21 protein-coding genes are annotated in these 20,144 nt (G+C 59.4%); 9 read left to right on the forward strand and 12 right to left on the reverse strand.

The annotated features are described in order from the left end of the window. Positions 1 to 1,168: pseudouridine synthase (locus GH784_RS24280; protein ID WP_153793919.1), on the reverse strand; the 1,168-nt coding region annotated here is incomplete at its 3' end. Positions 1,169 to 1,239: 71 nt separating this feature from the next. Here GH784_RS24280 and GH784_RS24285 point away from each other — a divergent pair. Then, on the forward strand, positions 1,240 to 1,698 hold the full coding sequence (locus GH784_RS24285) for a nucleoside deaminase (RefSeq protein WP_013635558.1): 459 nt from the start codon (positions 1,240 to 1,242) through the stop codon (positions 1,696 to 1,698). Between the two features lie 52 nt (positions 1,699 to 1,750). Here GH784_RS24285 and GH784_RS24290 read toward each other — a convergent pair whose 3' ends face one another. From GH784_RS24290 to GH784_RS24305, 4 genes are all read right to left on the reverse strand, one after another. Further along, complete coding sequence (locus GH784_RS24290) at positions 1,751 to 2,404, reverse strand: hypothetical protein (RefSeq protein ID WP_019564237.1); 654 nt, start codon at positions 2,402 to 2,404, stop codon at positions 1,751 to 1,753. A gap of 205 nt (positions 2,405 to 2,609) precedes the next feature. After that, positions 2,610 to 5,513, reverse strand: coding sequence for an isoleucine--tRNA ligase (ileS, locus tag GH784_RS24295; RefSeq protein ID WP_065703885.1), 2,904 nt, complete (start codon positions 5,511 to 5,513; stop codon positions 2,610 to 2,612). Positions 5,514 to 5,781: 268 nt separating this feature from the next. Then, on the reverse strand, positions 5,782 to 6,762 hold the full coding sequence (locus GH784_RS24300; RefSeq protein ID WP_065703883.1) for a bifunctional riboflavin kinase/FAD synthetase: 981 nt from the start codon (positions 6,760 to 6,762) through the stop codon (positions 5,782 to 5,784). 43 nt (positions 6,763 to 6,805) lie between these two features. Further along, positions 6,806 to 7,654, reverse strand: a complete 849-nt coding sequence (locus tag GH784_RS24305; RefSeq protein ID WP_004432196.1) for a TIGR01459 family HAD-type hydrolase — start codon at positions 7,652 to 7,654, stop codon at positions 6,806 to 6,808. Positions 7,655 to 8,023: 369 nt separating this feature from the next. Between GH784_RS24305 and groES the strand changes: the two genes are divergently transcribed. The 4 genes from groES to GH784_RS24325 all read left to right on the forward strand — a co-directional run bounded on the left by groES (position 8,024) and on the right by GH784_RS24325 (position 11,672). Next, positions 8,024 to 8,320, forward strand: a complete 297-nt coding sequence (gene groES, locus GH784_RS24310) for a co-chaperone GroES (RefSeq protein WP_003494080.1) — start codon at positions 8,024 to 8,026, stop codon at positions 8,318 to 8,320. Between the two features lie 74 nt (positions 8,321 to 8,394). After that, on the forward strand, positions 8,395 to 10,029 hold the full coding sequence (gene groL, locus GH784_RS24315; protein WP_004432205.1) for a chaperonin GroEL: 1,635 nt from the start codon (positions 8,395 to 8,397) through the stop codon (positions 10,027 to 10,029). A gap of 501 nt (positions 10,030 to 10,530) precedes the next feature. Beyond that, the gene (locus tag GH784_RS24320) at positions 10,531 to 10,965 is read left to right on the forward strand and encodes a hypothetical protein (protein ID WP_025592588.1); all 435 of its coding nucleotides are present in this window, start codon (positions 10,531 to 10,533) and stop codon (positions 10,963 to 10,965) included. Positions 10,966 to 11,225: 260 nt separating this feature from the next. Further along, positions 11,226 to 11,672 (forward strand): DoxX family protein, encoded by a 447-nt coding sequence (locus GH784_RS24325; protein WP_065703882.1) that lies wholly within the window; start codon positions 11,226 to 11,228, stop codon positions 11,670 to 11,672. A 63-nt stretch (positions 11,673 to 11,735) separates the two neighbouring features. On the opposite strand, the gene hisG is transcribed toward GH784_RS24325, so the two are convergent. From hisG to hisS, 4 genes are read right to left on the reverse strand one after another with little or no spacing between them, the layout of a single operon-like run. Then, a complete protein-coding gene (gene hisG, locus GH784_RS24330; RefSeq protein ID WP_004432208.1) occupies positions 11,736 to 12,428 on the reverse strand; it encodes an ATP phosphoribosyltransferase in 693 nt (230 codons plus the stop codon). Then, the gene (locus tag GH784_RS24335; protein ID WP_004432209.1) at positions 12,425 to 13,552 is read right to left on the reverse strand and encodes an ATP phosphoribosyltransferase regulatory subunit; all 1,128 of its coding nucleotides are present in this window, start codon (positions 13,550 to 13,552) and stop codon (positions 12,425 to 12,427) included. The genes hisG and GH784_RS24335 overlap by 4 nt, the downstream gene beginning before the upstream one ends. A 16-nt stretch (positions 13,553 to 13,568) precedes the next feature. After that, positions 13,569 to 13,937: a VOC family protein gene (locus GH784_RS24340; RefSeq protein ID WP_026330619.1), complete on the reverse strand. Its 369-nt coding sequence runs from the start codon at positions 13,935 to 13,937 to the stop codon at positions 13,569 to 13,571. A 4-nt stretch (positions 13,938 to 13,941) separates the two neighbouring features. Further along, positions 13,942 to 15,567 carry a histidine--tRNA ligase gene (gene hisS / locus GH784_RS24345; RefSeq protein WP_065703880.1) on the reverse strand — a complete coding sequence of 542 codons (1,626 nt, stop codon included), beginning with the start codon at positions 15,565 to 15,567 and terminating at the stop codon, positions 13,942 to 13,944. Positions 15,568 to 15,723: 156 nt separating this feature from the next. Here hisS and relB point away from each other — a divergent pair, with 156 nt between their 5' ends. Genes relB through GH784_RS24360 form a run of 3 tightly spaced genes read left to right on the forward strand, consistent with a single transcriptional unit; the run spans position 15,724 to position 16,957 of the window. Continuing rightward, positions 15,724 to 15,951 carry a type II toxin-antitoxin system RelB family antitoxin gene (gene relB, locus GH784_RS24350; protein WP_013635548.1) on the forward strand — a complete coding sequence of 76 codons (228 nt, stop codon included), beginning with the start codon at positions 15,724 to 15,726 and terminating at the stop codon, positions 15,949 to 15,951. Continuing rightward, entirely contained in the window at positions 15,935 to 16,186 is a 252-nt protein-coding gene (locus GH784_RS24355) for a type II toxin-antitoxin system RelE family toxin (protein WP_065703878.1), read from the forward strand. Before relB ends, GH784_RS24355 begins: the two co-directional genes overlap by 17 nt. Positions 16,187 to 16,192: 6 nt before the next feature. After that, positions 16,193 to 16,957 (forward strand): hypothetical protein, encoded by a 765-nt coding sequence (locus GH784_RS24360; RefSeq protein ID WP_065703876.1) that lies wholly within the window; start codon positions 16,193 to 16,195, stop codon positions 16,955 to 16,957. Between the two features lie 51 nt (positions 16,958 to 17,008). Here the strand turns inward: GH784_RS24360 and GH784_RS24365 are convergent, their stop codons facing one another. Next, a complete protein-coding gene (locus GH784_RS24365; RefSeq protein WP_004432220.1) occupies positions 17,009 to 17,926 on the reverse strand; it encodes a LysR substrate-binding domain-containing protein in 918 nt (305 codons plus the stop codon). An 82-nt stretch (positions 17,927 to 18,008) separates the two neighbouring features. Between GH784_RS24365 and GH784_RS24370 the strand changes: the two genes are divergently transcribed. Continuing rightward, on the forward strand, positions 18,009 to 19,052 hold the full coding sequence (locus GH784_RS24370; RefSeq protein WP_065703874.1) for a YeiH family protein: 1,044 nt from the start codon (positions 18,009 to 18,011) through the stop codon (positions 19,050 to 19,052). 15 nt (positions 19,053 to 19,067) lie between these two features. Here GH784_RS24370 and GH784_RS24375 read toward each other — a convergent pair whose 3' ends face one another. Next, positions 19,068 to 19,511: a hypothetical protein gene (locus GH784_RS24375; protein WP_013635544.1), complete on the reverse strand. Its 444-nt coding sequence runs from the start codon at positions 19,509 to 19,511 to the stop codon at positions 19,068 to 19,070. Beyond that, on the reverse strand, positions 19,508 to 20,137 hold the full coding sequence (locus GH784_RS24380; protein ID WP_004432231.1) for a DNA-3-methyladenine glycosylase I: 630 nt from the start codon (positions 20,135 to 20,137) through the stop codon (positions 19,508 to 19,510). Before GH784_RS24380 ends, GH784_RS24375 begins: the two co-directional genes overlap by 4 nt. Positions 20,138 to 20,144 lie beyond the last annotated feature (7 nt).

The raw sequence follows: 20,144 nt of genomic DNA on the forward strand, positions 1-20,144 counted from the left end.
GGCGGGCGGGGCGGCGTTCTTCGCCATCCTCTTCGCCACGGGTTTTCGCGCCGAATTTCCCGGCAGGTTTGCCACCGAACTTGCCGGCTGGCTTGTCACCGCGCTTGGTGTCGAGACGGCCGAGCGCCTTTTCGCGGCGATCTTCCGGTTTGCCGGCAGCCCTGTCGAAACGCGGCTTGCCTTCCGGCGCATCGCTCTTTGCCCATTCGGACCGGGGCGCGCGCTTGGGCGTATTTTCTTCTTCATCGTCGGCGACAGGCGCATCGTAGATCGGCGCGTCGAAATTGGCGCCGGATTGTTCGATGAGGCGCGGACCAAGCTGGTCACGCAGCATGCGGCCACGCACTTCAAGCACCTTGCCTTCAGGCAGATCGCCAAGCTGGAACGGGCCGTAGGAGATACGGATCAGGCGGTTGACCTCAAGGCCGAGCGCGCCGAGCACGTTCTTGATCTCGCGGTTCTTGCCTTCGCGCAGACCCATGGTGATCCAGACGTTGTGACCCTGGGTGCGGTCGAGCGTCGCGTCGATAGCGCCATAAAGCACGCCGTCGACGGCAATGCCTTCCTTCAGCTTGTCGAGCGCTGCCTGATCGACCTCGCCATGGGCGCGCACGCGGTAGCGGCGCAGCCAGCCGGTCGTCGGCAGTTCCAGCACGCGGGAGAGACCGCCATCATTGGTCAACAGCAGCAGGCCTTCGGTATTGATGTCGAGGCGGCCGATAGAGAGCACACGCGGCAATTCACCCGGCAGATTGTCGAAAACGGTCGGGCGGCCTTCCGGGTCGGAATTGGTCGTCACCAGGCCAGCGGGCTTGTGGTAAAGCCACAGGCGCGTGCGCTCAGCCCCGCGGATGGGCATGCCATCCACTTCGATCTTGTCGGAAAGAGTCGCGTTCATCACCGGGGTGTCCAGCTTGACGCCGTTCAGCGACACGCGGCCTTCCATGATCATGCGCTCGATATCGCGGCGCGAGGCAACGCCGGCGCGCGCCATGATCTTGGAAATGCGCTCTGGCTTGGTGCCCATAACGGCTTCCTGCACCGGAGCCGCCTTGGCTTCTACCGGTTTCTTTTCACGCTCTGCGGCGGGCTTGCCGGGGCCTTTCGGCTTCTTGTCGCGGCTAAAAGTCTTGCCACCGTCACGCTTCGGCTTGTCTTTAAAAGTCATTTGCTGTTTGCCTGTTGTTTGGGCTGTCCTATCAGGTCCAAGCACAAGGGTTAAGAGGAAATTGAAACGCAATGGCCGAAAGGACGCATTTCATGGAACTGGCGCTGGCGGAAGCCCGTGCCGCCGGTGAGCGGCAGGAGGTTCCGATCGGCGCAGTCCTGGTTATGGACGGTCGCGTCATCGCCCGTTCCGGCAATCGCACCCGTGAATTGAACGATGTGACGGCACATGCCGAAATCGCCGTAATCCGCATGGCCTGCGAGGCGCTGGAACAAGAACGCCTGCCCGGTGCCGATCTCTATGTAACGCTGGAACCCTGCACCATGTGCGCGGCGGCGATCTCGTTTGCCCGCATCCGTCGTCTCTATTACGGTGCGGAAGACCCGAAGGGCGGCGCGGTGCATAGTGGCGTGCGCTTCTTCAGCCAGCCGACATGCCACCACGCGCCTGATGTGTATTCGGGGCTGGCGGAAAGCGAAAGTGCTGAAATTCTGCGGAAATTCTTTCGCGAGAAACGTCTCGACGAATAAGCAGCCGGCGGGAGATGCAATCTTTCCCGCAGGCCATAAGCCCTTCATTTTATCAGAAGGGGTTCCACCAGGGTTTGCCGGTGTTTGCCATCGCCGCTTCTTTCTTACGGCGCTTTTCCTTCTTCTGCTCCGGCTCACCGAGGTCAGTCAGCTGATCCTGCGGAACGCTACGATATTCCTGCGGCGGATCAGTCAGGAACTTGCGCTGGGCGTTGACGACAGAGCCACCCTGGGCATCTGCCTTGGCCTTGCGGAAGGCTTCCCATTTCTGGCTTTCGGTCATCTGGCCGGCCGTGCCGTTGCCGGCAAGCAGCGGTGAGCGGTAATGCGGATTGTTCTTATTGGCATCCGCCTCGTCGCGCAGGCGTTCACGGGTCTCTTCCGGCGATTCGACCCATTGCGGGTTGTTTTCGCGGCTGGCCATGTTCTGCTGCGGCGTCGTCAATTGCTCGGCGCGGGACTGGGCGGGGACAACCAGACCCGGACGCGGGCTGTATTTCAGGTTGCGTTTTTCCTGATCGTTGCCGGTGATCGAAGTCGCGTTGCCGAGGTCGTCTACAAGCTGTTCTGCCGCAGTCTTGCCCGTACCATAGGTCGGGCTCGTGCAGGCGCTGAGCAGCACGCCTATCGCCGTGATACCTGCAACCGTGCGGAACATGCTCAAACCCTGCGCGTTATCCTGCCCAAAAGCCTTCATCGTCTTCATAAAAACCCTTCCAGCCGTCCGTCCCATTGCGCCAGACATCGTCTTTCGGCAGGCGGTAGCCCGCATTGCCGTGCAAATCCGGCCATTTTCAGGCAGGTGTACCGGATGAAGAGCTAAAGCGCAATTCATCCGGCCATTTTCCTCGCGCATCGGCCCGAAACTCGAAATCGATTTTTCGACAGGAACGATGCGCAGCAGCTTTAAATCATCCCAGCGCGGCAAGCTCGCGCAGTGCCGCCGCATCACGGGCCGAAACCTCCGGATAGTCCGGATCGGAACCGACATCGGTGGTGATACGCCAGGAGCGTGCGCATTTTGCGCCTTCCGCCAGCTTCTGCTCGACCACGACCTTTGCGACCTCCGGCAAGCGGAAGCCATCGGCAGGGCCTTCATCGCCGACCACCGAAATGGCCGAGGTGATGCAGATTTCGGCAAAATCCTGCCCGGAGAGAGCCGCCAGAAGATCGGCGTCGGCAATGTGCACGATGGGCGCTGCCTCAAGCGAGGAGCCGATACGCTTTTCACGACGTTCCACTTCGAGCGCACCGGTGACGACCGTGCGGACCTTGCGGATTTTCTCCCACTTCGCTTCCAGCGCGTCGTTGTTCCACTCCGCCGGAATTTCCGGGAACTGGGCGAGATGCACCGATTCCACATCCGGATAGCGCGAAAGCCATGCTTCTTCAGTGGTGAAGGGCAGCATGGGCGCAAGCCATGTGACGAGGCAATCGAACAGCTTGGCGATGACCGACAGCGATGCACGGCGCTTCAGCGACGACGGCGCGTCACAATAAAGCGTGTCCTTGCGGATGTCGAAGTAGAAAGCCGACAGCTCCACATTTGCGAAATCGATCAGGGCGCGGGCGATCTTCTTGAAGTCGAAGGCGTCGTACCCGTCGCGCACGACCTTATCCAGCTCGGACAGGCGGTGCAGCACCAGCTTTTCCAGTTCCGGCAGATCGGCATAGGCGATCTCCTCGCCCTTGTCGTGGGCAAGCGTGCCGAGCATCCAGCGCACGGTGTTGCGCAGCTTGCGATACGCGTCGATATTGGTCTGGATGATGGCCTTGCCCAGACGCTGGTCTTCCCAGTAATCGGTCGTCATGACCCACAGGCGCAGGATATCCGCGCCGGACTCTTTCATCACGTCCTGTGGTGCAACAACGTTGCCGAGAGACTTGGACTGCTTGCGGCCCTGCTCGTCCATGGTGAAGCCATGGGTGACGACGGCGTTATAAGGCGCGCGGCCACGCGTCGCGCAGCTTTCCAGCAGCGACGAATGGAACCAGCCGCGATGCTGGTCCGAGCCTTCGAGATAGACATCCGCCGGCCACTTCATGTCCGGGCGGTCTTCCAGCGTGAAGGTATGGGTGCAGCCGCTATCGAACCACACATCGAGGATGTCCATGACCTGCTGCCATCTGGCGTGGTCATGGTCATTGCCGAGGAAACGTTCCTTGGCGCCTTCGGCGAACCAGGCATCCGCACCTTCAGCCTCGAAGGCCTCGAGGATGCGGGCGTTGACAGCCTCGTCGACCAGAACCTCACCCTGCTCGTCGGCGAAGACCGCGATCGGCACGCCCCAGCTGCGCTGGCGCGACAGAACCCAGTCGGGCCGACCTTCGATCATGGCGCGCAGGCGGTTCTGGCCGGATGCCGGAACGAAACGGGTCTGGTCGATGGCATCAAGCGAACGCGAGCGCAGCGTCGTCCCGTCGCCCAGTTCCTTGTCCATATAGACAAACCACTGCGGCGTGTTGCGGAAGATCACCGGCTTCTTGGAGCGCCAGCTATGCGGATAGCTGTGCTTCAGACGGCCGCGCGCGAACAGGTTGTTGGCCGCGATCAGCGCCTTGATGACGCGCTCGTTGGCATCGCCCTTCTTGCCGTTATCATCCATGACGCGGGCCGCACCGCCTTCGGCAGACGGGCCGAAACCGGGTGCGTCCTCGGTATAGAAACCGTCATCGCCAACGGGGAACGGGATGGCCGGCGAAACGCCGCGCGCTTCCAGCTCACGCTGATGCGCGGTCCAGACGTCAAAGTCCTCGCGGCCATGGCTCGGCGCGGTGTGCACGAAGCCCGTGCCTGCATCGTCGGTGACATGGTCGCCATCGAGAAGCGGAACCGGGAAATCGTAGCCAAGCGACGCCAAAGGATGGGCGCAGGTGATGGCGGCCAGTTCTTCAGCTTTCACATCGCGCACGAACTTGAAGGTCACCTTCGCCTTGGCAGCAGCCTCATCGGCAAGCTTTCTGGCGAAGATCAGCTTTTCACCCGGCTGCGGACCGAAATCGTTCTGCGCGCTTTCGACTTCGAACAGGCCATATTCGACCCTCGAGGAGAAGGCGATGGCGCGGTTGCCGGGGATGGTCCACGGCGTGGTTGTCCAGATGACGACAGAGACGCCGGAAAGAGCTGGCGCAGCGTCCTTCACCGGGAACTTCACCCAGATCATGTCGCTTTCAACGTCGTGATACTCGACCTCGGCTTCCGCCAGCGCCGTGCGCTCGACAACCGACCACATGATCGGCTTGGAACCGCGATAGAGCTGGCCGCTCTTGGCGATCTTCAGCAGTTCGCCGGCGATGCGGGCTTCCGCGTGGAAGTTCATGGTTGTGTAGGGGTTTTCGAAGTCACCCTCGATGCCGAGGCGCTTGAACTCTTCCGACTGAACCTTGATCCAGCCAGCAGCGAACTCGCGGCACTCCTTGCGGAATTCGTTGACCGGAACCTCGTCCTTGTTCTTGCCCTTGGCGCGGTAGGCTTCCTCGATCTTCCATTCGATCGGCAGGCCGTGGCAATCCCAGCCAGGCACGTAATTGGCGTCGAAACCGCGCATCTGGAACGAGCGGGTGATGACGTCTTTCAGGATCTTGTTCAGCGCATGGCCGATGTGGATGTTGCCGTTGGCATAGGGCGGGCCATCATGCAGCACGAATTTCTCGCGACCGGCGGCGGATGCGCGGAGCTTTTTATACAGGCCCATTTCCTGCCAGCGCTTCACCGTTTCCGGTTCTTTCTGCGGCAGGCCGGCACGCATCGGGAAATCCGTCTGCGGCAAATAGAGGGTCGAGGAATAGTCGAATTTTTCTGCGGTGTCGCTCATAATTGTACCGTTGTTGCGCGCCGTGTCGGTCGCGCCGTCTCAATTTCAAAGAGGGCAAATACGGAAAGCGCCATGTCAAATGCCATGACGAGCGCCAAAATCCCGGACCTTCCGGCTCTTCAGAGCGGGCGGAAGGCCGGGCCAATAATTCGGCCTATCTGAACTTTAAACAGCAACCGGTATTGGGACATGGCCGGTTGTTTATGCGGTTTTCCGGCAAAAAGGAAGTGAAAAGCGACGACAATCCGGGACAGGATTATCTGCCCGCTCAAAATGCTATCTTCGCATCCAATTCACTGAGCGGCCGCACGCCTGACAGCATCGCCCGCGCCTCTTCCTCATCCCGCCTGATCTGCGCGACCAGCGGGTCCAAGCCGTCAAATTTCAGCTCGTTACGCAGGTGCCCGAAGAAGGATACCGAACACACCTCACCGTAGAGATCACCGGAAAAATCGAAGACGTAGGTTTCCAGAAGTGCCGCACCGTTATCGGTGACCGTCGGGCGGTAACCGAAGCTTGCAACGCCATCGTAAATCGCCCCGTCGGGGCGGCGGAACCGCACGGCATAGATGCCGGCTTTCAGCTCCGTTTCGGGTGAAAGCGCCATGTTGGCCGTTGGGTAACCCAGAGTTCGCCCCAGCTTCTGGCCGCCGATGACTTCACTTTCCACCGTGAAACGATACCCGAGTTGTCCGGCGGCACCTGCCACATCTCCTTCGCACAGAAGCGAGCGGATACGGCTCGAGGAGACGACATCCGCGCCCTCGTCGCGAAAGGCATCCACGAGCGTCACGTCGAAGCCGTTGCGCTTGCCGGCCGCCATCAGAAATGCCGGGCCACCTTCGCGGCCCTTGCCGAAATGAAAATCAAAGCCGGTGACGACTGCGCTGGCGCCCAGCCAGTCGACCAGAATGGAATTGACGAACTCTTCCGCCGAGCGCTGCGAAAACTCGCGGTCGAAGGGGTATTCGATGACCGAGCGGAAACCGATGGCCTCGAGAATACGTGCCTTCAACGGCGCAGGCGTCAGGCGGAAGACCGGCGTTTCGGGGCGGAAGACGGAACGGGGATGCGGTTCGAAGGTCAGCACCAGGGCCGGTACGCCACGCGCCTCGGCCAGTTCCAGCGCACGGTCCAGAACGGCACGGTGGCCGCGATGCACACCATCGAAATTGCCGATCGCGATGACGCCGCCGCGCAAGCCTTCAGGCAGCGGCTCCTTTTTTTCATTGCGATGAAAGACGGTCATTGCAGTCGATCCATTGTTTACGCCGGCTTACGCCAGACGTTTCCTAGGCAAGGCGGGGCATCCACCAGCCGGGAGCCGCGCCCTGCCCCTTCAGATAGGCGTTCAGAAGCGCCTCGTCCGTCTGGCCATTCAGCGTATATTCGGCGGCGTGAATGCCGCCGCTGATATAAAGAAGGTTGAGGCCGCTCGCAATTGCGCCCTTCACATCCGTCGGCATGCCATCGCCGATGGCGAGCACGCGATCCTTCGGGAAATCGCCGCGCACTTCTTTCGCCGCCGCGAGGCAGGCTTCATAGATCGGCGCGTGCGGTTTGCCGGCAATACGGACTTCGCCGCCAAGCTGTTCGTAATATGCGGCCATGGCGCCGGCGCAGGGAATGATGCGCTCGCCGCGCTCTACCACCAGATCGGGGTTGGCGCAGATCATCGGCGCCTTGCGGGCGATGAAGCCTTTCAACATTTCCGTATAGTCTTCCGGCGTTTCCGTCTCGTCATCGAAGAAACCGGTGCAGACGACGGATTCCGCTTCCGCCTCGCCGACCCGTTCGACATCGAGACCTTCCAGCAGCGGCATGTCACGCTCGGGGCCGAGCAGAAAGACTTTTCTTGGGCCTTCCGCGATCAGGCCCCGGGTGACGTCTCCCGATGTGATGATGCGGTCATAGGCCTCATCCGGCACGCCGAGAACGCGAAGCTGGGCGATGACACCGGGGGCCGGACGCGGCGAATTGGTGATGAGCACCACGGTCTTGCCGGCCTTGCGCGCGTCGTGCAGCGCAACCGCCGCATCCGGGAAAGCGCTAACGCCATTATGCAGCACGCCCCAGACATCCGAAAGAACAACGTCGAACCCATCAGTGATTTCGCCGAGGGTGAGAATGCGATGGGCCATGATATGCTTTCCGGGTGCGAAAAAAGGGTGTGCGTCACATGGCAAAGCAGGACGCCGATGGCAAGGAAAAAAGCGGTGCCAGACCTGCCTCCGGCCCACCGGCCACCATCCGAACATAAAACCCCTCTACGCCAAAAACGAAGGTTGCCTGAAAAAGAGCGATCTGTCCTCGCCCGTCAGAGCGTGGAAATTTTCTGTCATGGAACGCTGGTAACCATAGGCCGTGAAATTTTTCCGGCAGTGCGTTCTTGACTCCGGGGGGACGCCTCCTTATCTCGGCTTTGCTGGCACTCCAACAAGAGGAGTGCTAACACCCATCACGTGAACCTGCAAAAGGTTCCTGAAGTCATTTGATCGAGGGATTAGGCAATGACAAGCACCAATTTCCGCCCGCTTCATGATCGCGTCGTCGTTCGTCGCGTTGAGTCCGAAGCAAAGACCAAGGGCGGCATCATCATTCCCGATACCGCCAAGGAAAAGCCGCAGGAAGGCGAAATCGTCGCCGTCGGTTCCGGCGCTCGCGATGAGGCCGGCAAGGTCGTCGCTCTCGACGTCAAGGTTGGCGATCGCGTCCTGTTCGGCAAGTGGTCGGGCACCGAAGTCAAGCTCGACGGCGAAGACCTTCTGATCATGAAGGAAGCCGACATCATGGGTATCATCGGCTGATTTCGCCGCACCCATCGTTTCCTTAAATTTCAAGCCGGACCCCGTCCGGCCATTCGAAACCAGGAGTTTTGAAAATGGCAGCCAAAGAAGTCAAATTCGGCCGCACAGCGCGCGAAAAGATGCTCAAGGGCGTCGACATTCTCGCTGATGCAGTGAAGGTCACCCTCGGCCCGAAGGGTCGTAACGTCGTTATCGACAAGTCCTTCGGCGCACCGCGCATCACCAAGGACGGCGTTTCTGTCGCCAAGGAAATCGAACTCGAAGACAAGTTCGAGAACATGGGCGCACAGCTCGTTCGCGAAGTTGCCTCCAAGACCAACGACATCGCCGGTGACGGCACCACCACCGCAACGGTTCTGGCCCAGGCCATCGTTCGCGAAGGTGCAAAGGCAGTTGCTGCCGGCATGAACCCGATGGACCTCAAGCGCGGTATCGATCTGGCCGTTGCAGAAGTCGTCAAGGACCTTCAGGCCAAGGCCAAGAAGATCAACACTTCGGAAGAAGTTGCACAGGTCGGCACGATCTCTGCAAACGGCGAGCGTCAGATCGGTCTCGACATTGCTGAAGCAATGCAGCGCGTCGGCAACGAAGGCGTCATCACCGTTGAAGAAGCCAAGACCGCTGAAACCGAACTCGAAGTCGTCGAAGGCATGCAGTTCGACCGCGGCTACCTGTCGCCTTACTTCGTGACCAACCCGGAAAAGATGGTTGCGGACCTCGAAGACGCATACATCCTTCTGCACGAAAAGAAGCTCTCGAACCTCCAGGCCATGCTGCCTGTTCTCGAAGCTGTCGTTCAGACCGGCAAGCCGCTCGTCATCATCGCTGAAGACGTAGAAGGCGAAGCCCTTGCAACGCTCGTCGTCAACAAGCTGCGTGGCGGCCTCAAGATCGCTGCCGTCAAGGCTCCTGGCTTCGGCGACCGCCGCAAGGCCATGCTGGAAGACATCGCCATCCTGACCGGTGGTACCGTCATTTCCGAAGATCTCGGCATCAAGCTCGAAAGCGTTACCCTCGACATGCTCGGCAAGTCGAAGAAGGTTTCGATCTCCAAGGAAAACACCACGATCGTTGACGGTGCTGGCCAGAAGTCCGACATCGAAGGCCGTGTTGCCCAGATCAAGGCGCAGATCGAAGAAACCACTTCCGACTACGACCGCGAAAAGCTGCAGGAACGTCTTGCCAAGCTCGCTGGCGGCGTTGCCGTGATCCGCGTTGGCGGTTCGACGGAAGTTGAAGTGAAGGAAAAGAAGGACCGCATCGACGACGCTCTCAACGCGACGCGCGCTGCTGTTCAGGAAGGCATCGTACCGGGCGGCGGCGTTGCCCTGCTGCGTTCTTCCACGAAGATCACCGTCAAGGGTGAGAACGACGACCAGGAAGCCGGCATCAACATCGTCCGCAAGGCTCTGCAGTCTCTGGTTCGCCAGATTGCAGAAAACGCAGGTGACGAAGCTTCCATCGTTGTTGGCAAGATCCTCGACCGGAACGAAGACAACTACGGCTACAACGCACAGACCGGCGAATATGGCGACCTGATCCAGCTCGGCATCGTCGACCCGGTCAAGGTTGTTCGCACGGCTCTGCAGAACGCAGCTTCGGTTGCTTCGCTGCTGATCACCACCGAAGCCATGATCGCCGAACTTCCTAAGAAGGAATCGGCAATGCCCCAGATGCCTGGCGGCGGCATGGGCGGCATGGACTTCTAATCAGTCCTGTCACTGGAATACGAAAGGGCGGTCTTCGGATCGCCCTTTTTTCGTTGGCGCCCATGCCCCTTGTGAGAGCTGGCGCGATATCTTCACTTGCCGGGATCGGGCTTAAAAAATATTGTCTCTTTTTGAAACAGCGATAACTTTAGTCAGCTTGTTTTTGGCAGCGCGTGCAATAATCGGGTGCCGATAGAGGCGAATCACAATTGCCGATGGGGCGGATTTTCGCCCTCTCCAGTTTATAAGCACGACATCTAGTTGTCTTTTTTTCATATATTTCGCGATTACGATGAAGGAATACATATTATTTTTGATTTTCTCTCTGACAGGTTGTTGTGGGTAGAAGAAAATAAACTATAAGTCAGCGCCCGTGAGGGTGCAGCGGCGGGATGCAAGCATTGAAGGGGTTCGATGCTTGGCAGGCACGCTCGAATGCGGATGGCGATGAAAAATCAACTTGGCAGCGACGCTTGAGATTGCAGCGCTGGTACGATGTTCATGCGGGGGCGCGATTTGTTCGAAATATCAAGACGCAACGATGCTCTGCCTGCGGCCGCGACAACCATGCCGGATACTCAGACCCTGTCGCATTTCTTTATTTCGGAGGAATGGAGCGGCGATCTTTCGAGCGGCGTCATCAAGCTTGGCGAACATGCATCTTTCATGCATGGGCTGCCGCAGGGTGAGTGCGGCCTGCTCAGCCTGATCCGCTGTTATGATCGGGGTCACCACGACCGCGTGCTCGAAATTTTCGAACAGGCTTCCGCCGCACCCTCACGCTTCTGCTTTTCCACCGGCCTGTTTACCCTGCCGGCAATGCGGCAGCCGCTTATTTGCATGGGCGAATCCTCGGGTTTCGAGATCGGCCAGCAAGGGCGCATTTCGGGGCTCTTCCTGTTTCCGCGTTTCGAGGATATGCGCTTCGCCGCCTAGAGCGTTTCCGGTAAAACTACGCAGCGGCTTTATGTCAGGAAAATTTGTTAAAACAATTAGATAGATCGAGTCGAATGGTCCCGTTCAAACGGGATGCGCGCTCTATGTCATTGAACGACATTGTTGGTCGTTCACAAAATGAAGACAATTTGTCTTCTATTGTTCATCTTTATAGATGCATGATTTTCGGTCATTGATATCTCCAGACATCACCTTGCAGTTTAACCGGCGACACGCCGATCACTTACCGGAGATACTCCATGTCCAGCAGCCAGAACGCTCTCGTTCTCATCGCCCGCATTCTGCTTTCCTTCATCTTCATCTATTCCGGCTTCGGCAAACTCACTGATCCGGCTGGCACTGCCGGCATGATCTCGGGCGCCGGCATGCCTGGCGCAACCGCGCTTGCCTATCTTGCCGGCCTGTTCGAACTCGTTGCCGGTCTTGCCATTCTCGCCGGTTTCCAGACGAAGATCGCCGCATGGGCGCTTGCAGCGTTCTGCGTGTTCACCGGCCTCGTATTCCACAGCGGCACCGTTGCCGTTCCCGGCTGGCCTGAGCCTGCTCTCGGCTGGATCAACACGCTGAACGGCATCATGCTGATGAAGAACATCACCCTTGCCGGCGCCTATATCCTGCTCGCAACCTTCGGTGCAGGCGCCTACTCCGTCGACGCAAAGCGCGGCTTCGTTGCCGCCCGCGCCTGAGCCCATAGGCTGACCAAGAAAAAAGCCGCCGGAGCGATCCGGCGGCTTTTTTCTTTTATGCTTTCAGACAGCCGCTTTTATTCGCGCCGCGATCTCCTGAACCGCCGGATCACCTTCGTGCTCCGGCTTGCGGGCGCGCACGAAACAGGCTTCCGAGCGGACGATGATGCCGTCGGAGAGGATTTTCAGGTGGTTAGCTTTCAGCGTCGAGCCGGTGGAGGTGATATCGACGATGATATCCGCCTGCCCTGCCGCCGGCGCACCTTCGGTGGCGCCAAGGCTTTCGACAATACGGTAAAGCTGAATGCCGTGCTGGCGCGAAAAGAACTGCTGCGTCAGCCGCCAGTATTTGGTTGCGATTGCCAAACGGCGACCATGACGGGCACGGAATTCCGAGGCCACATCGCCGAGATCGGCCATGCTGTCCACATCCAGCCAGATTTCCGGCACGGCGACAACGACATCGGCATGGCCGAAACCGAGGCGGGCGCAGAATTCCACCTGCGCATCGGCGTTGGTCAGCCCCTCTCGCACCAGGTCTTCACCCGTCACGCCGAAATCCACGCTGCCAGCACCAATTTCGCGGGCGATCTCGGAGGCTGAGAGATAGGCAATCTCGATATCGTCGCGCCCTTCGATGCGGCCGCGATAGGACCGGTCGTTACCGACAGCGGCGACCTTCAGCCCGGCGCGTTCGAGAACGGCGGAGGCGTCTTCCTTCATCCGGCCCTTGGAGGGCAAGGCAATGGTGATCATGGCTTATCGCTCCCGCGCACCGTTTCGATGCGATCCAGCCAGAGGGAAAAGCCCACGGCCGGTATTTTTTCCTGCGCGCCAAGCAGCGTCAGCAGCCGGTCAAAACGGCCACCACCGGCCAAAACGCTATCGCTACCTTCTTCCATCACCTCGAAAACGAGGCCAGTATAATAATCGAGCGGACGGCCGAAGGCCGCGCCGTAGCTGACTGTTTCGAGATCGACCCCGGCATTCGCAAGGGCCGCGACACGCTTATCGAAAGCGGAAAGCGCACCGTCCAGTTTCAGCTTAGCCTTTGCGGCAAAATCGGCCAGAACTTGCGAGGCCTGCGGCAAGGGCGCCTGCAAGGCCAGGAACTGCTTGAGCAGTTCGAAACTCTCATCCGGCAGACGCGTGGCGGCAAGCGCCAGCTTTTCCCGCAGACGGCGGGCGATTTCCTGCGGCGAGCGGCTGGCATTGGTGGAATAGCCGGTTTCCTGCATTACCGTGTCGAGATAATCGACCAGCACCGCCTCTTCGCCCGTTGCCAGAAGTCCAGCGACCCGCGCGTCAAGGCCGGTCATGGGCTTGGGGTGCACGAGGCTTTCCAGCAGCGCGTCGAGCTGCGCCATATCGCCGAAAGCCTGCACCAGCCGTTTCTGCCAACCGAGCGGCAGGCCGAGCGCTGCAACGACCGCCTCGAACACCTGCTGGTCGCCCAGCGTGACGGCGAGCGAACGGCCAGGCAGAAGGCGTTTCAGGATGGCGGTTGCATCAATCACGGCGCGGGCATCGGCGGCGGCGATATCGGTATCGCCAAGATCCTCGATGCCGGCCTGATAAAACTCGTTCGCACCCTCCCGGCGCTGGCGGAAGACCTCACCCAGATAGGAGTAACGCTTCGGCGTACCCGTCGCTGTCTCGATATGGCGCAGGCAGACGGGAATAGTGAATTCGGGGCGCAGGCACAGGCTTTCGCCTGTCTCGCTCTCCGTCATGAAAATACGCCGGCGCAAATCCTCGCCCGCCATATCCAGAAACGGTTCGGCAGGCTGGATGACAGGCGTGTTCACACGACTTGTGCGGCGCGCGGCGAATTCTTCCAGTAGCTCTCCGGAAAATTCCGGCATGTCGATCAGGGGCATGGAACGGTACTTTTCGTCACGGTTCGAGCGGCTGCATCATTTCGATGCGGTTTCCGAAGGGATCAAGGACATAAAACCGGTGATATCCTTCGAGCGGCTCATCCTCAACCACATGGTAGCCTGCAGTTTCAAGTGTTTTTCGCAAGATACTGAGATCGTCTACCAGAAAGGCAGGATGGGCTTTCCTGGCAGGTCTGAAATCCTGATCGATGCCGAGGTGGAGTTTTATCGGTCCAGATGAGAACCAACATCCGCCGCGCGCCGCCAGATTGGCGGGTTTTGCCTGCTCCGCAAAGCCGAGCAGGTCGCCATAAAATGCGCGCGCCTCGTCTTCCCGGCCGACGGGCATCGCCAGTTGAAGGTGATCGAGCGCGAGGATCGCCATCGCCTCAGTGCCCTTCAGCGGCGCGGCGAACGTCCTCTGCATGATGCTCCAGAATCTCGCGAACCTTCGCCACCAGTTCGGCTTCTGGCGCGGTGATCTGTGCCACCCGCGCTTCGCGCCAGCTGGCATTGTCCTCGATTTCACCTGACAGGCGCTTGCCTTCGATCAGGTCCTTGATCTGCACGACGCCTTCGGCGCGCTCGTCACCGCCCTGGATGATGGCGATGGGGGAGCCGAGACGGTCGGCATATTTCAGCTGATTGCCGAATTTCTTCCAGTTGCCCTGGTACATTTCGGCGCGGATGCCCTCGGCACGCAGCGCCTGTGTGAAGCGCTGGTAACGTCCCATGCTGTCCACATCGCCATCCATGACGGTGATGAGAACCGGGGCGAGCGGCTTGACCTGACCGAGTTTGCCGAGGTTCTTCAAGGCCGTCATCAGTCGCGACACGCCGATGGAGAAACCCGTGGCCGGAACCGGCTGCCCCATGAAGCGCGAGACGAGACCGTCATAACGCCCGCCGCCGCCAACCGAGCCAAAGCGCACGATCTCACCTTTTTCATTCGGAATGGCTTTAGTAAGTTCTGCCTCGAATACAGGACCTGTATAATATTCCAAGCCACGCACTACGGAAGGAGTGATGCGAATTTGTTGAGTGCCATAACCTGCCGCACGAACGAGAGAACTGATCTTACGTAGTTCATCAAGACCTTCTCTAAACAAATCAGCGTCTGGGAAATGTTGCTCAAATACATCGAGAAAACTTGGATTCGCTATAACCAAAGGCAGTGAGCTTTGTCCTCCTGTCAGCAATGCGTCAGAGGGCAAAACATCGGACGGTTGCATAGCAGCAAAATAGTCCGCGGACTGGTCGCCGTTGTGGGTAAAAAGCAACATGATTTTTTCACGCGCATAGTCATCAAGACCCGCACCCTTGGTGAAATCGCCGGATTCATCCTTGCGGCCGGGGCCGAGCAGTAGTCTCACGCCTTCCGGGCCGAACTTGTCGAGCTTGTCGATGGCGCGCAGAACGTTCAGGCGACGACCGGCATTTTCCTCGCCGCCAAGGCCGATGGCCTCCATGACGCCGTCCAGCACCTTGCGGTTGTTGACGCGGATGACATAGTCACCGCGCGCAATGCCAAGCGCTTCCAGCGTATCGGCCATCATCATGCACATTTCGGCATCGGCCTGCACACCGGCAGCACCGACCGTATCGGCATCGAACTGCATGAACTGGCGGAAGCGGCCGGGGCCGGGCTTTTCATTGCGAAACACATAACCGGCGCGATAGGTACGGTAGGGCAGCTGGATTTCGTTAAAATTTTCCGCGACATGGCGGGCAAGCGGTGCAGTGAGATCGTAACGCAGGCTCATCCACTGGTCGTCGTCATCCTGCAGCGAAAATACGCCCTCGTTCGGACGGTCGCTATCAGGCAGGAATTTGCCGAGCGCATCGGTATATTCAAACAGCGGTGTTTCCACCGGATCGAAGCCGTAAAGCTCGTAGACCTTGCGGATCTTGTCGATCATTTCATTGGTGGCATGGATATCGGCAGCAGAACGGTCCACGAAGCCACGCGGCAGGCGGGCTTTCAGTTTCTGAGGCTTTTTTGCTTTTTCGCTCATGATGCCGATCCGATATTTTCCTGAAATTATGCCGGTGTATTAGATGATGAAGCCCGGTGCGGCAAGCCGCAAAGCCTCTGGTTCTACTGGCCGCACGGGGCAAACAATGCTATATGGGATGCATGTATCCCATTTTAGTCGAAAAGGGCGCAAGCAATGAGCAAACAGACTGCCATCCGCCTGCCGGACGAGACCTATGAACGGCTGAAAGCGCTTTCCGAGCGCACGGGCCGTACGTCCGCATACTATATCCGCGAGGCGATTGAGAAACATATTGAGGATATGGAAGATCTCTATCTAGCCGAAGAGGCGACGCGGCGCATCCAGCGCGGTGAATCAAAGGTGGTAAGCGCCGAGGAGTTCTGGCGTGATCTGGACAATTGAATACGATGTTCTTGTCCAGAAAGAGATGCGGAAAATCGATCCGCAGACGCGTCAGCGTATCCGAGTAGCGGCGCTCGACAATCCCCGCCAGACAGGTGCCGCCCTGCAAGGCTCAGAACTCGGCAGCTTCTGGCGTTACCGGGTAGGCGATTACCGTATCATCTGCGATATACAGGACCACAAGCTTGTCGTGCTGGTGGTGGAAATTGGCCATCGCCGCGAAATTTACCGTTAGGCATCAATGATCCTCGAAGCCCTGCAATATGCCGCCACGCGTGCGGCCACGCCGAAACCATTCCGGCCGCATATCCGCTATTCCGTCAATCTATGGGCGCGCGCCAATCGCTGCGCAACAGCATGGGCGGAGCATGAAAACAACAGCCAGCAATTTGTGCTGCAATCGGTGAGAAAACTCAAACAGAGACGGACGGCGGTGGTGCTCGGGTCGGGTCTGCTGCGCGACGTGCCATACGATGCGCTGGTGGCGATGTTCGATACCGTGGTTCTGGTCGATCTGGTGCATCTTGCCAGCGTGCAGGCGAAGCTACGCTTCAATTCCAAAAAGAATGTGCGCATCGTCAACCGCGATCTTTCCGGTTTTGACGATATCGTTGCAGGTAAAGAACCGGAACCGCTCGAGTTCCTGCGGCGGGTGCCCTATCTGGATTTCGTCGTCTCGGCCAACCTCCTGTCACAGATCGGCACCGGCGCGCGGCATCGGCTGGAGCGGGAGAAGATTGCCGGCGCGCCTGATGACCTTTTGCCGAGGCTCATGCAGACGCATCTGGATGCGCTGGCCGCCCTTCCCTGCAAGGTGTGCCTGGTAACGGACACATCCTTTGACGTTATCGGCAAAGACGGCAGCCTGCACCAGCACGAGGACTTGCTGCATGGCGTTGATCTGTCCGCGCCGGCCGCCGCATGGGAATGGCCACTCGCTCCGTTGGGAGAGGAAAGCAGGGACTATCGAATCGTTCATCACGTCGTTGCGCATGAGCTGACGTGATAGGCTCTGCCCGCGCACCGCGATCCCGATAATGCCGCGCGGCCTTTCGACCTACAAACCGGCAAGACCGGCCTTGTAGTCCTCCGAGGCGGCACGGCTGAGGCGTTCCAGTTCCATGGCGGCACGGCTGGTGTGACGTTCCTTGTGGCGCAACAGAGCAAAATTGCGGGCGGGCAGATCGATGCCGGCGCGGACCAACAATCCCTGGCGTAAGAAGAGGGAGGCGACGGAGGCGGAAACCGCCGTCGCCGCGCCGCCGGAGCGTGCCGCCATCACCACGGCCTCGTTGGAGGGCAGTTCCAGCATCACGGAAAGATCTGCCGGGTCGACACCCATCTGCCGCACCGCCGCCTCGAAGGCGGAGCGGGTGCCGGAACCCTGTTCGCGCAACACCCAGGACGTTCCGTATAGAATATCGAGGGCGGTGAGATAACGGCCGTCGGCGAAGGGGTGGGCGGAGCCGGTGACGACCAGAAGCTTGTCGGATACCACGGGCTGCACCATCAGCGCCGGCTCGTCGATCTTGCCCTCGATGAAGCCGACCTCAGCCAGCCCATCGAGCACGGCCTGCGTTACCGTTTTCGTATTGCCGATATCGAGTTTCAGCGTAACACCCGGATAAAGCTTCTTGAATTGCATGAGGATCGGCGGCAGCCAGTAGCTGGCAATGGTCTGGCTGGCGCAGACAGTGATTTCGCCGCGCGTCAGACCGCCCATTTCGGAGAGAATCAGTTCGGCGCTGCGCACACGCGCCAGCGTCGCCCTGGCCTCACCCAGAAACACCCGTCCGCTTTCGGTCAATTCGATATTGCGGCCGACGCGATGGAACAGCTCGACATTGTAAAATGCCTCGAGGTTCTTGATAGCGGAACTGACGGCCGAGGCGGTCAGACCGATCGCCTGTGCGGCCCTTGTCAGGTGCTCGCGTTCGGCGACGGCGATGAAAATGCGGAGTTGTTCGAAGGTCATGGCTTTTTCATTCGATTTTATCGAATAATATATGCCATATTATTTGATAGAATAAAACAGGCCATTCCGGCATTGTCTGGCCATGGCACAGCATCGCACCCTCACTCATCCCTTCCAGTCTTCTTTTCGCTCGCTGAACCCGCTTCTGCCGGGCATTCTGCTTTGCGCGGCGGTCAGTTGCGCTGCCATTCTGGCGGAACGCTTTCAGGTGCGGCTTGCCGGACACGCATGGCTCGGCGATCTGGTGCTGGCTATTCTGATCGGTACGCTTTTGCGTTCGCTCGTGTCGCTGCCAGCGGTTGCTTCGGCCGGCATCAAGTTCAGTGCCAAGACCCTGCTCGAGATTGCGGTGGCGCTTCTTGGCGCATCCTTGAGCCTTGCCATTCTAAAAGGCGCCGGCGGTTTGCTGATCGGCGGCATCGCTGTCATCGTCGCCCTGTCGCTGATCTTCAGCTATGCCGCCGGGCGGATGCTGGGGCTGCCACCCAAACTCGCAACCCTTATCGCCTGCGGCAATTCCATCTGCGGCAATTCGGCCATTGCGGCGGCAGCGCCCGCCATTGGCGCCAAGCCAGAAGATGTCGCCGCATCGATTGCTTTTACAGCCGTTCTCGGTGTCGCCGCCGTTCTGCTGATGCCGTTTCTGCCGCAGCTTCTCGGTCTTGATGCCACCCAATATGGCATCTTCGCGGGCCTGACGGTCTATGCCGTACCGCAGGTGCTAGCTGCCACCGCCCCGCTCGGCGCCGTTGCGGTGCAGACCGGGACAATCGTCAAGCTCATACGCGTCCTGATGCTGGGGCCGGTCATTGCTGCCCTCTCCGTCATCCACGGCCAGTCCGGCAAGGGCCGGCTGAAGTTGCAGCAGATGGTTCCGTGGTTCATCATCTGCTTCGTGCTGATGATCATGGCCCGTTCCTTCGGCCTTATTCCCGAGGTTCTGCTCGGCCCCCTCGCCTCGCTCTCCAACATCCTCACCATCATGTCGATGGCGGCGCTTGGGCTGTCGGTCGACATTCGCAGCCTTCGCCATGCCGGGGGCAAGGTCATCGTCGCCGCCAGCCTCTCGCTCGTGCTGCTTGGAATCTTGAGCTTCGGCCTGATCGCGCTGACGCAAACGGCCTGAAGGTGCGGCGGGCCGTTATTTCTGAGTGCTGACCGTCAGGATATAATGCGCGCCGAGCCCGCGACGCGGTGATCCCAGGATAAGCGTCGGGCGGATCAGCCATTCGGTATCCGCCTTCGGCGTCAACGTGGCGATTTTACCTTCGGAGTCGCTGAAAAAGATCGCGTCCTGATCCGGCGTCGAAAAATCAAAGATCGCCATCAGGACAAATTCGCTGGAAGAGGTAAGCTCGACCTTCATCGTCTGCCCGGCCTTGACCTTCAGGCGGTAGACATCGCCACGGCCGCGCCGTGTCCAGCCATCTAGTTTCAACGGCCCGGTGGGCGGCAGGGCAACCTCCTTGAGCCTTTCGCCGTCGTCCAGCCAGATGCCGTCGACGTTGCGGCTTTCCGCAAGGGATGGATGCGGTACGGCCGCCACGGCCATGGCAAAAGCCAGAAGAAGGGACTTTGCTTTCATGGACGTACAAACTCCCGCCGCATGGCCTCGATCGGCTCACGGCAATGACAGCCTTCGATATGATCGTTGACCATACCCATGGCCTGCATGAATGCATAGACGGTCGTCGGGCCGACGAAGGTCCAGCCGCGCTTTTTCAAATCCCTGGAAAGACGAATGGACGCGTCGCTGGTGGGGTTGGCCCTTAACGTCGCATAGTCCAGCCTTTGCGGCCTTTCTGCGGCGGAAGGCTCGAACCCCCAGAAATAATGGGCAAGCGAACCGAATTCGTCCCGGAGCGCTATGGCGCGACGGGCATTGTTGATGGTCGACACGATCTTGCCTCGATGGCGGATGATGCCCTTGTCCGCAACACAGCGCTCAATGTCGGCTTCACCGAACTGCGCCACTTTTTCGAATTCGAAATTGGCAAAGGCAAGACGGAAAGCCTCGCGCTTGCGCAACACCGTCAGCCAAGAGAGCCCGGACTGGAAGCCCTCGAGACATATCTTCTCGAACAGGCGGCGATCGTCGGTGACGGGATAACCCCATTCTCCGTCATGGTAGCGGCTGTAATCCTCAAGTCCCTGCTGCCAGAAACACCGCACGCGGCCATCCGCGCCCGTTTCAAGTCCCGCCTCGTTCATCCCGCAA

Source organism: Agrobacterium tumefaciens, assembly GCF_009649785.1.
In the GTDB taxonomy this organism is placed as follows: Bacteria; Pseudomonadota; Alphaproteobacteria; order Rhizobiales; family Rhizobiaceae; genus Agrobacterium; species Agrobacterium tumefaciens.

Excerpts from the sequence above, each read along its gene's own strand:
- relB (WP_013635548.1), top strand. The coding sequence starts at position 15,724 with ATGAGCAAACAGACTGCCATCCGCCTGCCGGACGAGACCTATGAACGG.
- GH784_RS24365 (WP_004432220.1), bottom strand. The coding sequence starts at position 17,926 with ATGACCTTCGAACAACTCCGCATTTTCATCGCCGTCGCCGAACGCGAG.
- hisS (WP_065703880.1), bottom strand. The coding sequence starts at position 15,567 with ATGAGCGAAAAAGCAAAAAAGCCTCAGAAACTGAAAGCCCGCCTGCCG.
- GH784_RS24360 (WP_065703876.1), top strand. The coding sequence starts at position 16,193 with ATGATCCTCGAAGCCCTGCAATATGCCGCCACGCGTGCGGCCACGCCG.
- GH784_RS24320 (WP_025592588.1), top strand. The coding sequence starts at position 10,531 with ATGCGGGGGCGCGATTTGTTCGAAATATCAAGACGCAACGATGCTCTG.
- GH784_RS24300 (WP_065703883.1), bottom strand. The coding sequence starts at position 6,762 with ATGACCGTCTTTCATCGCAATGAAAAAAAGGAGCCGCTGCCTGAAGGC.
- GH784_RS24340 (WP_026330619.1), bottom strand. The coding sequence starts at position 13,937 with ATGGCGATCCTCGCGCTCGATCACCTTCAACTGGCGATGCCCGTCGGC.
- GH784_RS24325 (WP_065703882.1), top strand. The coding sequence starts at position 11,226 with ATGTCCAGCAGCCAGAACGCTCTCGTTCTCATCGCCCGCATTCTGCTT.
- GH784_RS24335 (WP_004432209.1), bottom strand. The coding sequence starts at position 13,552 with ATGCCCCTGATCGACATGCCGGAATTTTCCGGAGAGCTACTGGAAGAA.
- groES (WP_003494080.1), top strand. The coding sequence starts at position 8,024 with ATGACAAGCACCAATTTCCGCCCGCTTCATGATCGCGTCGTCGTTCGT.
- GH784_RS24290 (WP_019564237.1), bottom strand. The coding sequence starts at position 2,404 with ATGAAGACGATGAAGGCTTTTGGGCAGGATAACGCGCAGGGTTTGAGC.
- GH784_RS24370 (WP_065703874.1), top strand. The coding sequence starts at position 18,009 with ATGGCACAGCATCGCACCCTCACTCATCCCTTCCAGTCTTCTTTTCGC.
- hisG (WP_004432208.1), bottom strand. The coding sequence starts at position 12,428 with ATGATCACCATTGCCTTGCCCTCCAAGGGCCGGATGAAGGAAGACGCC.
- GH784_RS24375 (WP_013635544.1), bottom strand. The coding sequence starts at position 19,511 with ATGAAAGCAAAGTCCCTTCTTCTGGCTTTTGCCATGGCCGTGGCGGCC.
- GH784_RS24285 (WP_013635558.1), top strand. The coding sequence starts at position 1,240 with ATGGCCGAAAGGACGCATTTCATGGAACTGGCGCTGGCGGAAGCCCGT.
- GH784_RS24305 (WP_004432196.1), bottom strand. The coding sequence starts at position 7,654 with ATGGCCCATCGCATTCTCACCCTCGGCGAAATCACTGATGGGTTCGAC.
- groL (WP_004432205.1), top strand. The coding sequence starts at position 8,395 with ATGGCAGCCAAAGAAGTCAAATTCGGCCGCACAGCGCGCGAAAAGATG.
- GH784_RS24380 (WP_004432231.1), bottom strand. The coding sequence starts at position 20,137 with ATGAACGAGGCGGGACTTGAAACGGGCGCGGATGGCCGCGTGCGGTGT.
- ileS (WP_065703885.1), bottom strand. The coding sequence starts at position 5,513 with ATGAGCGACACCGCAGAAAAATTCGACTATTCCTCGACCCTCTATTTG.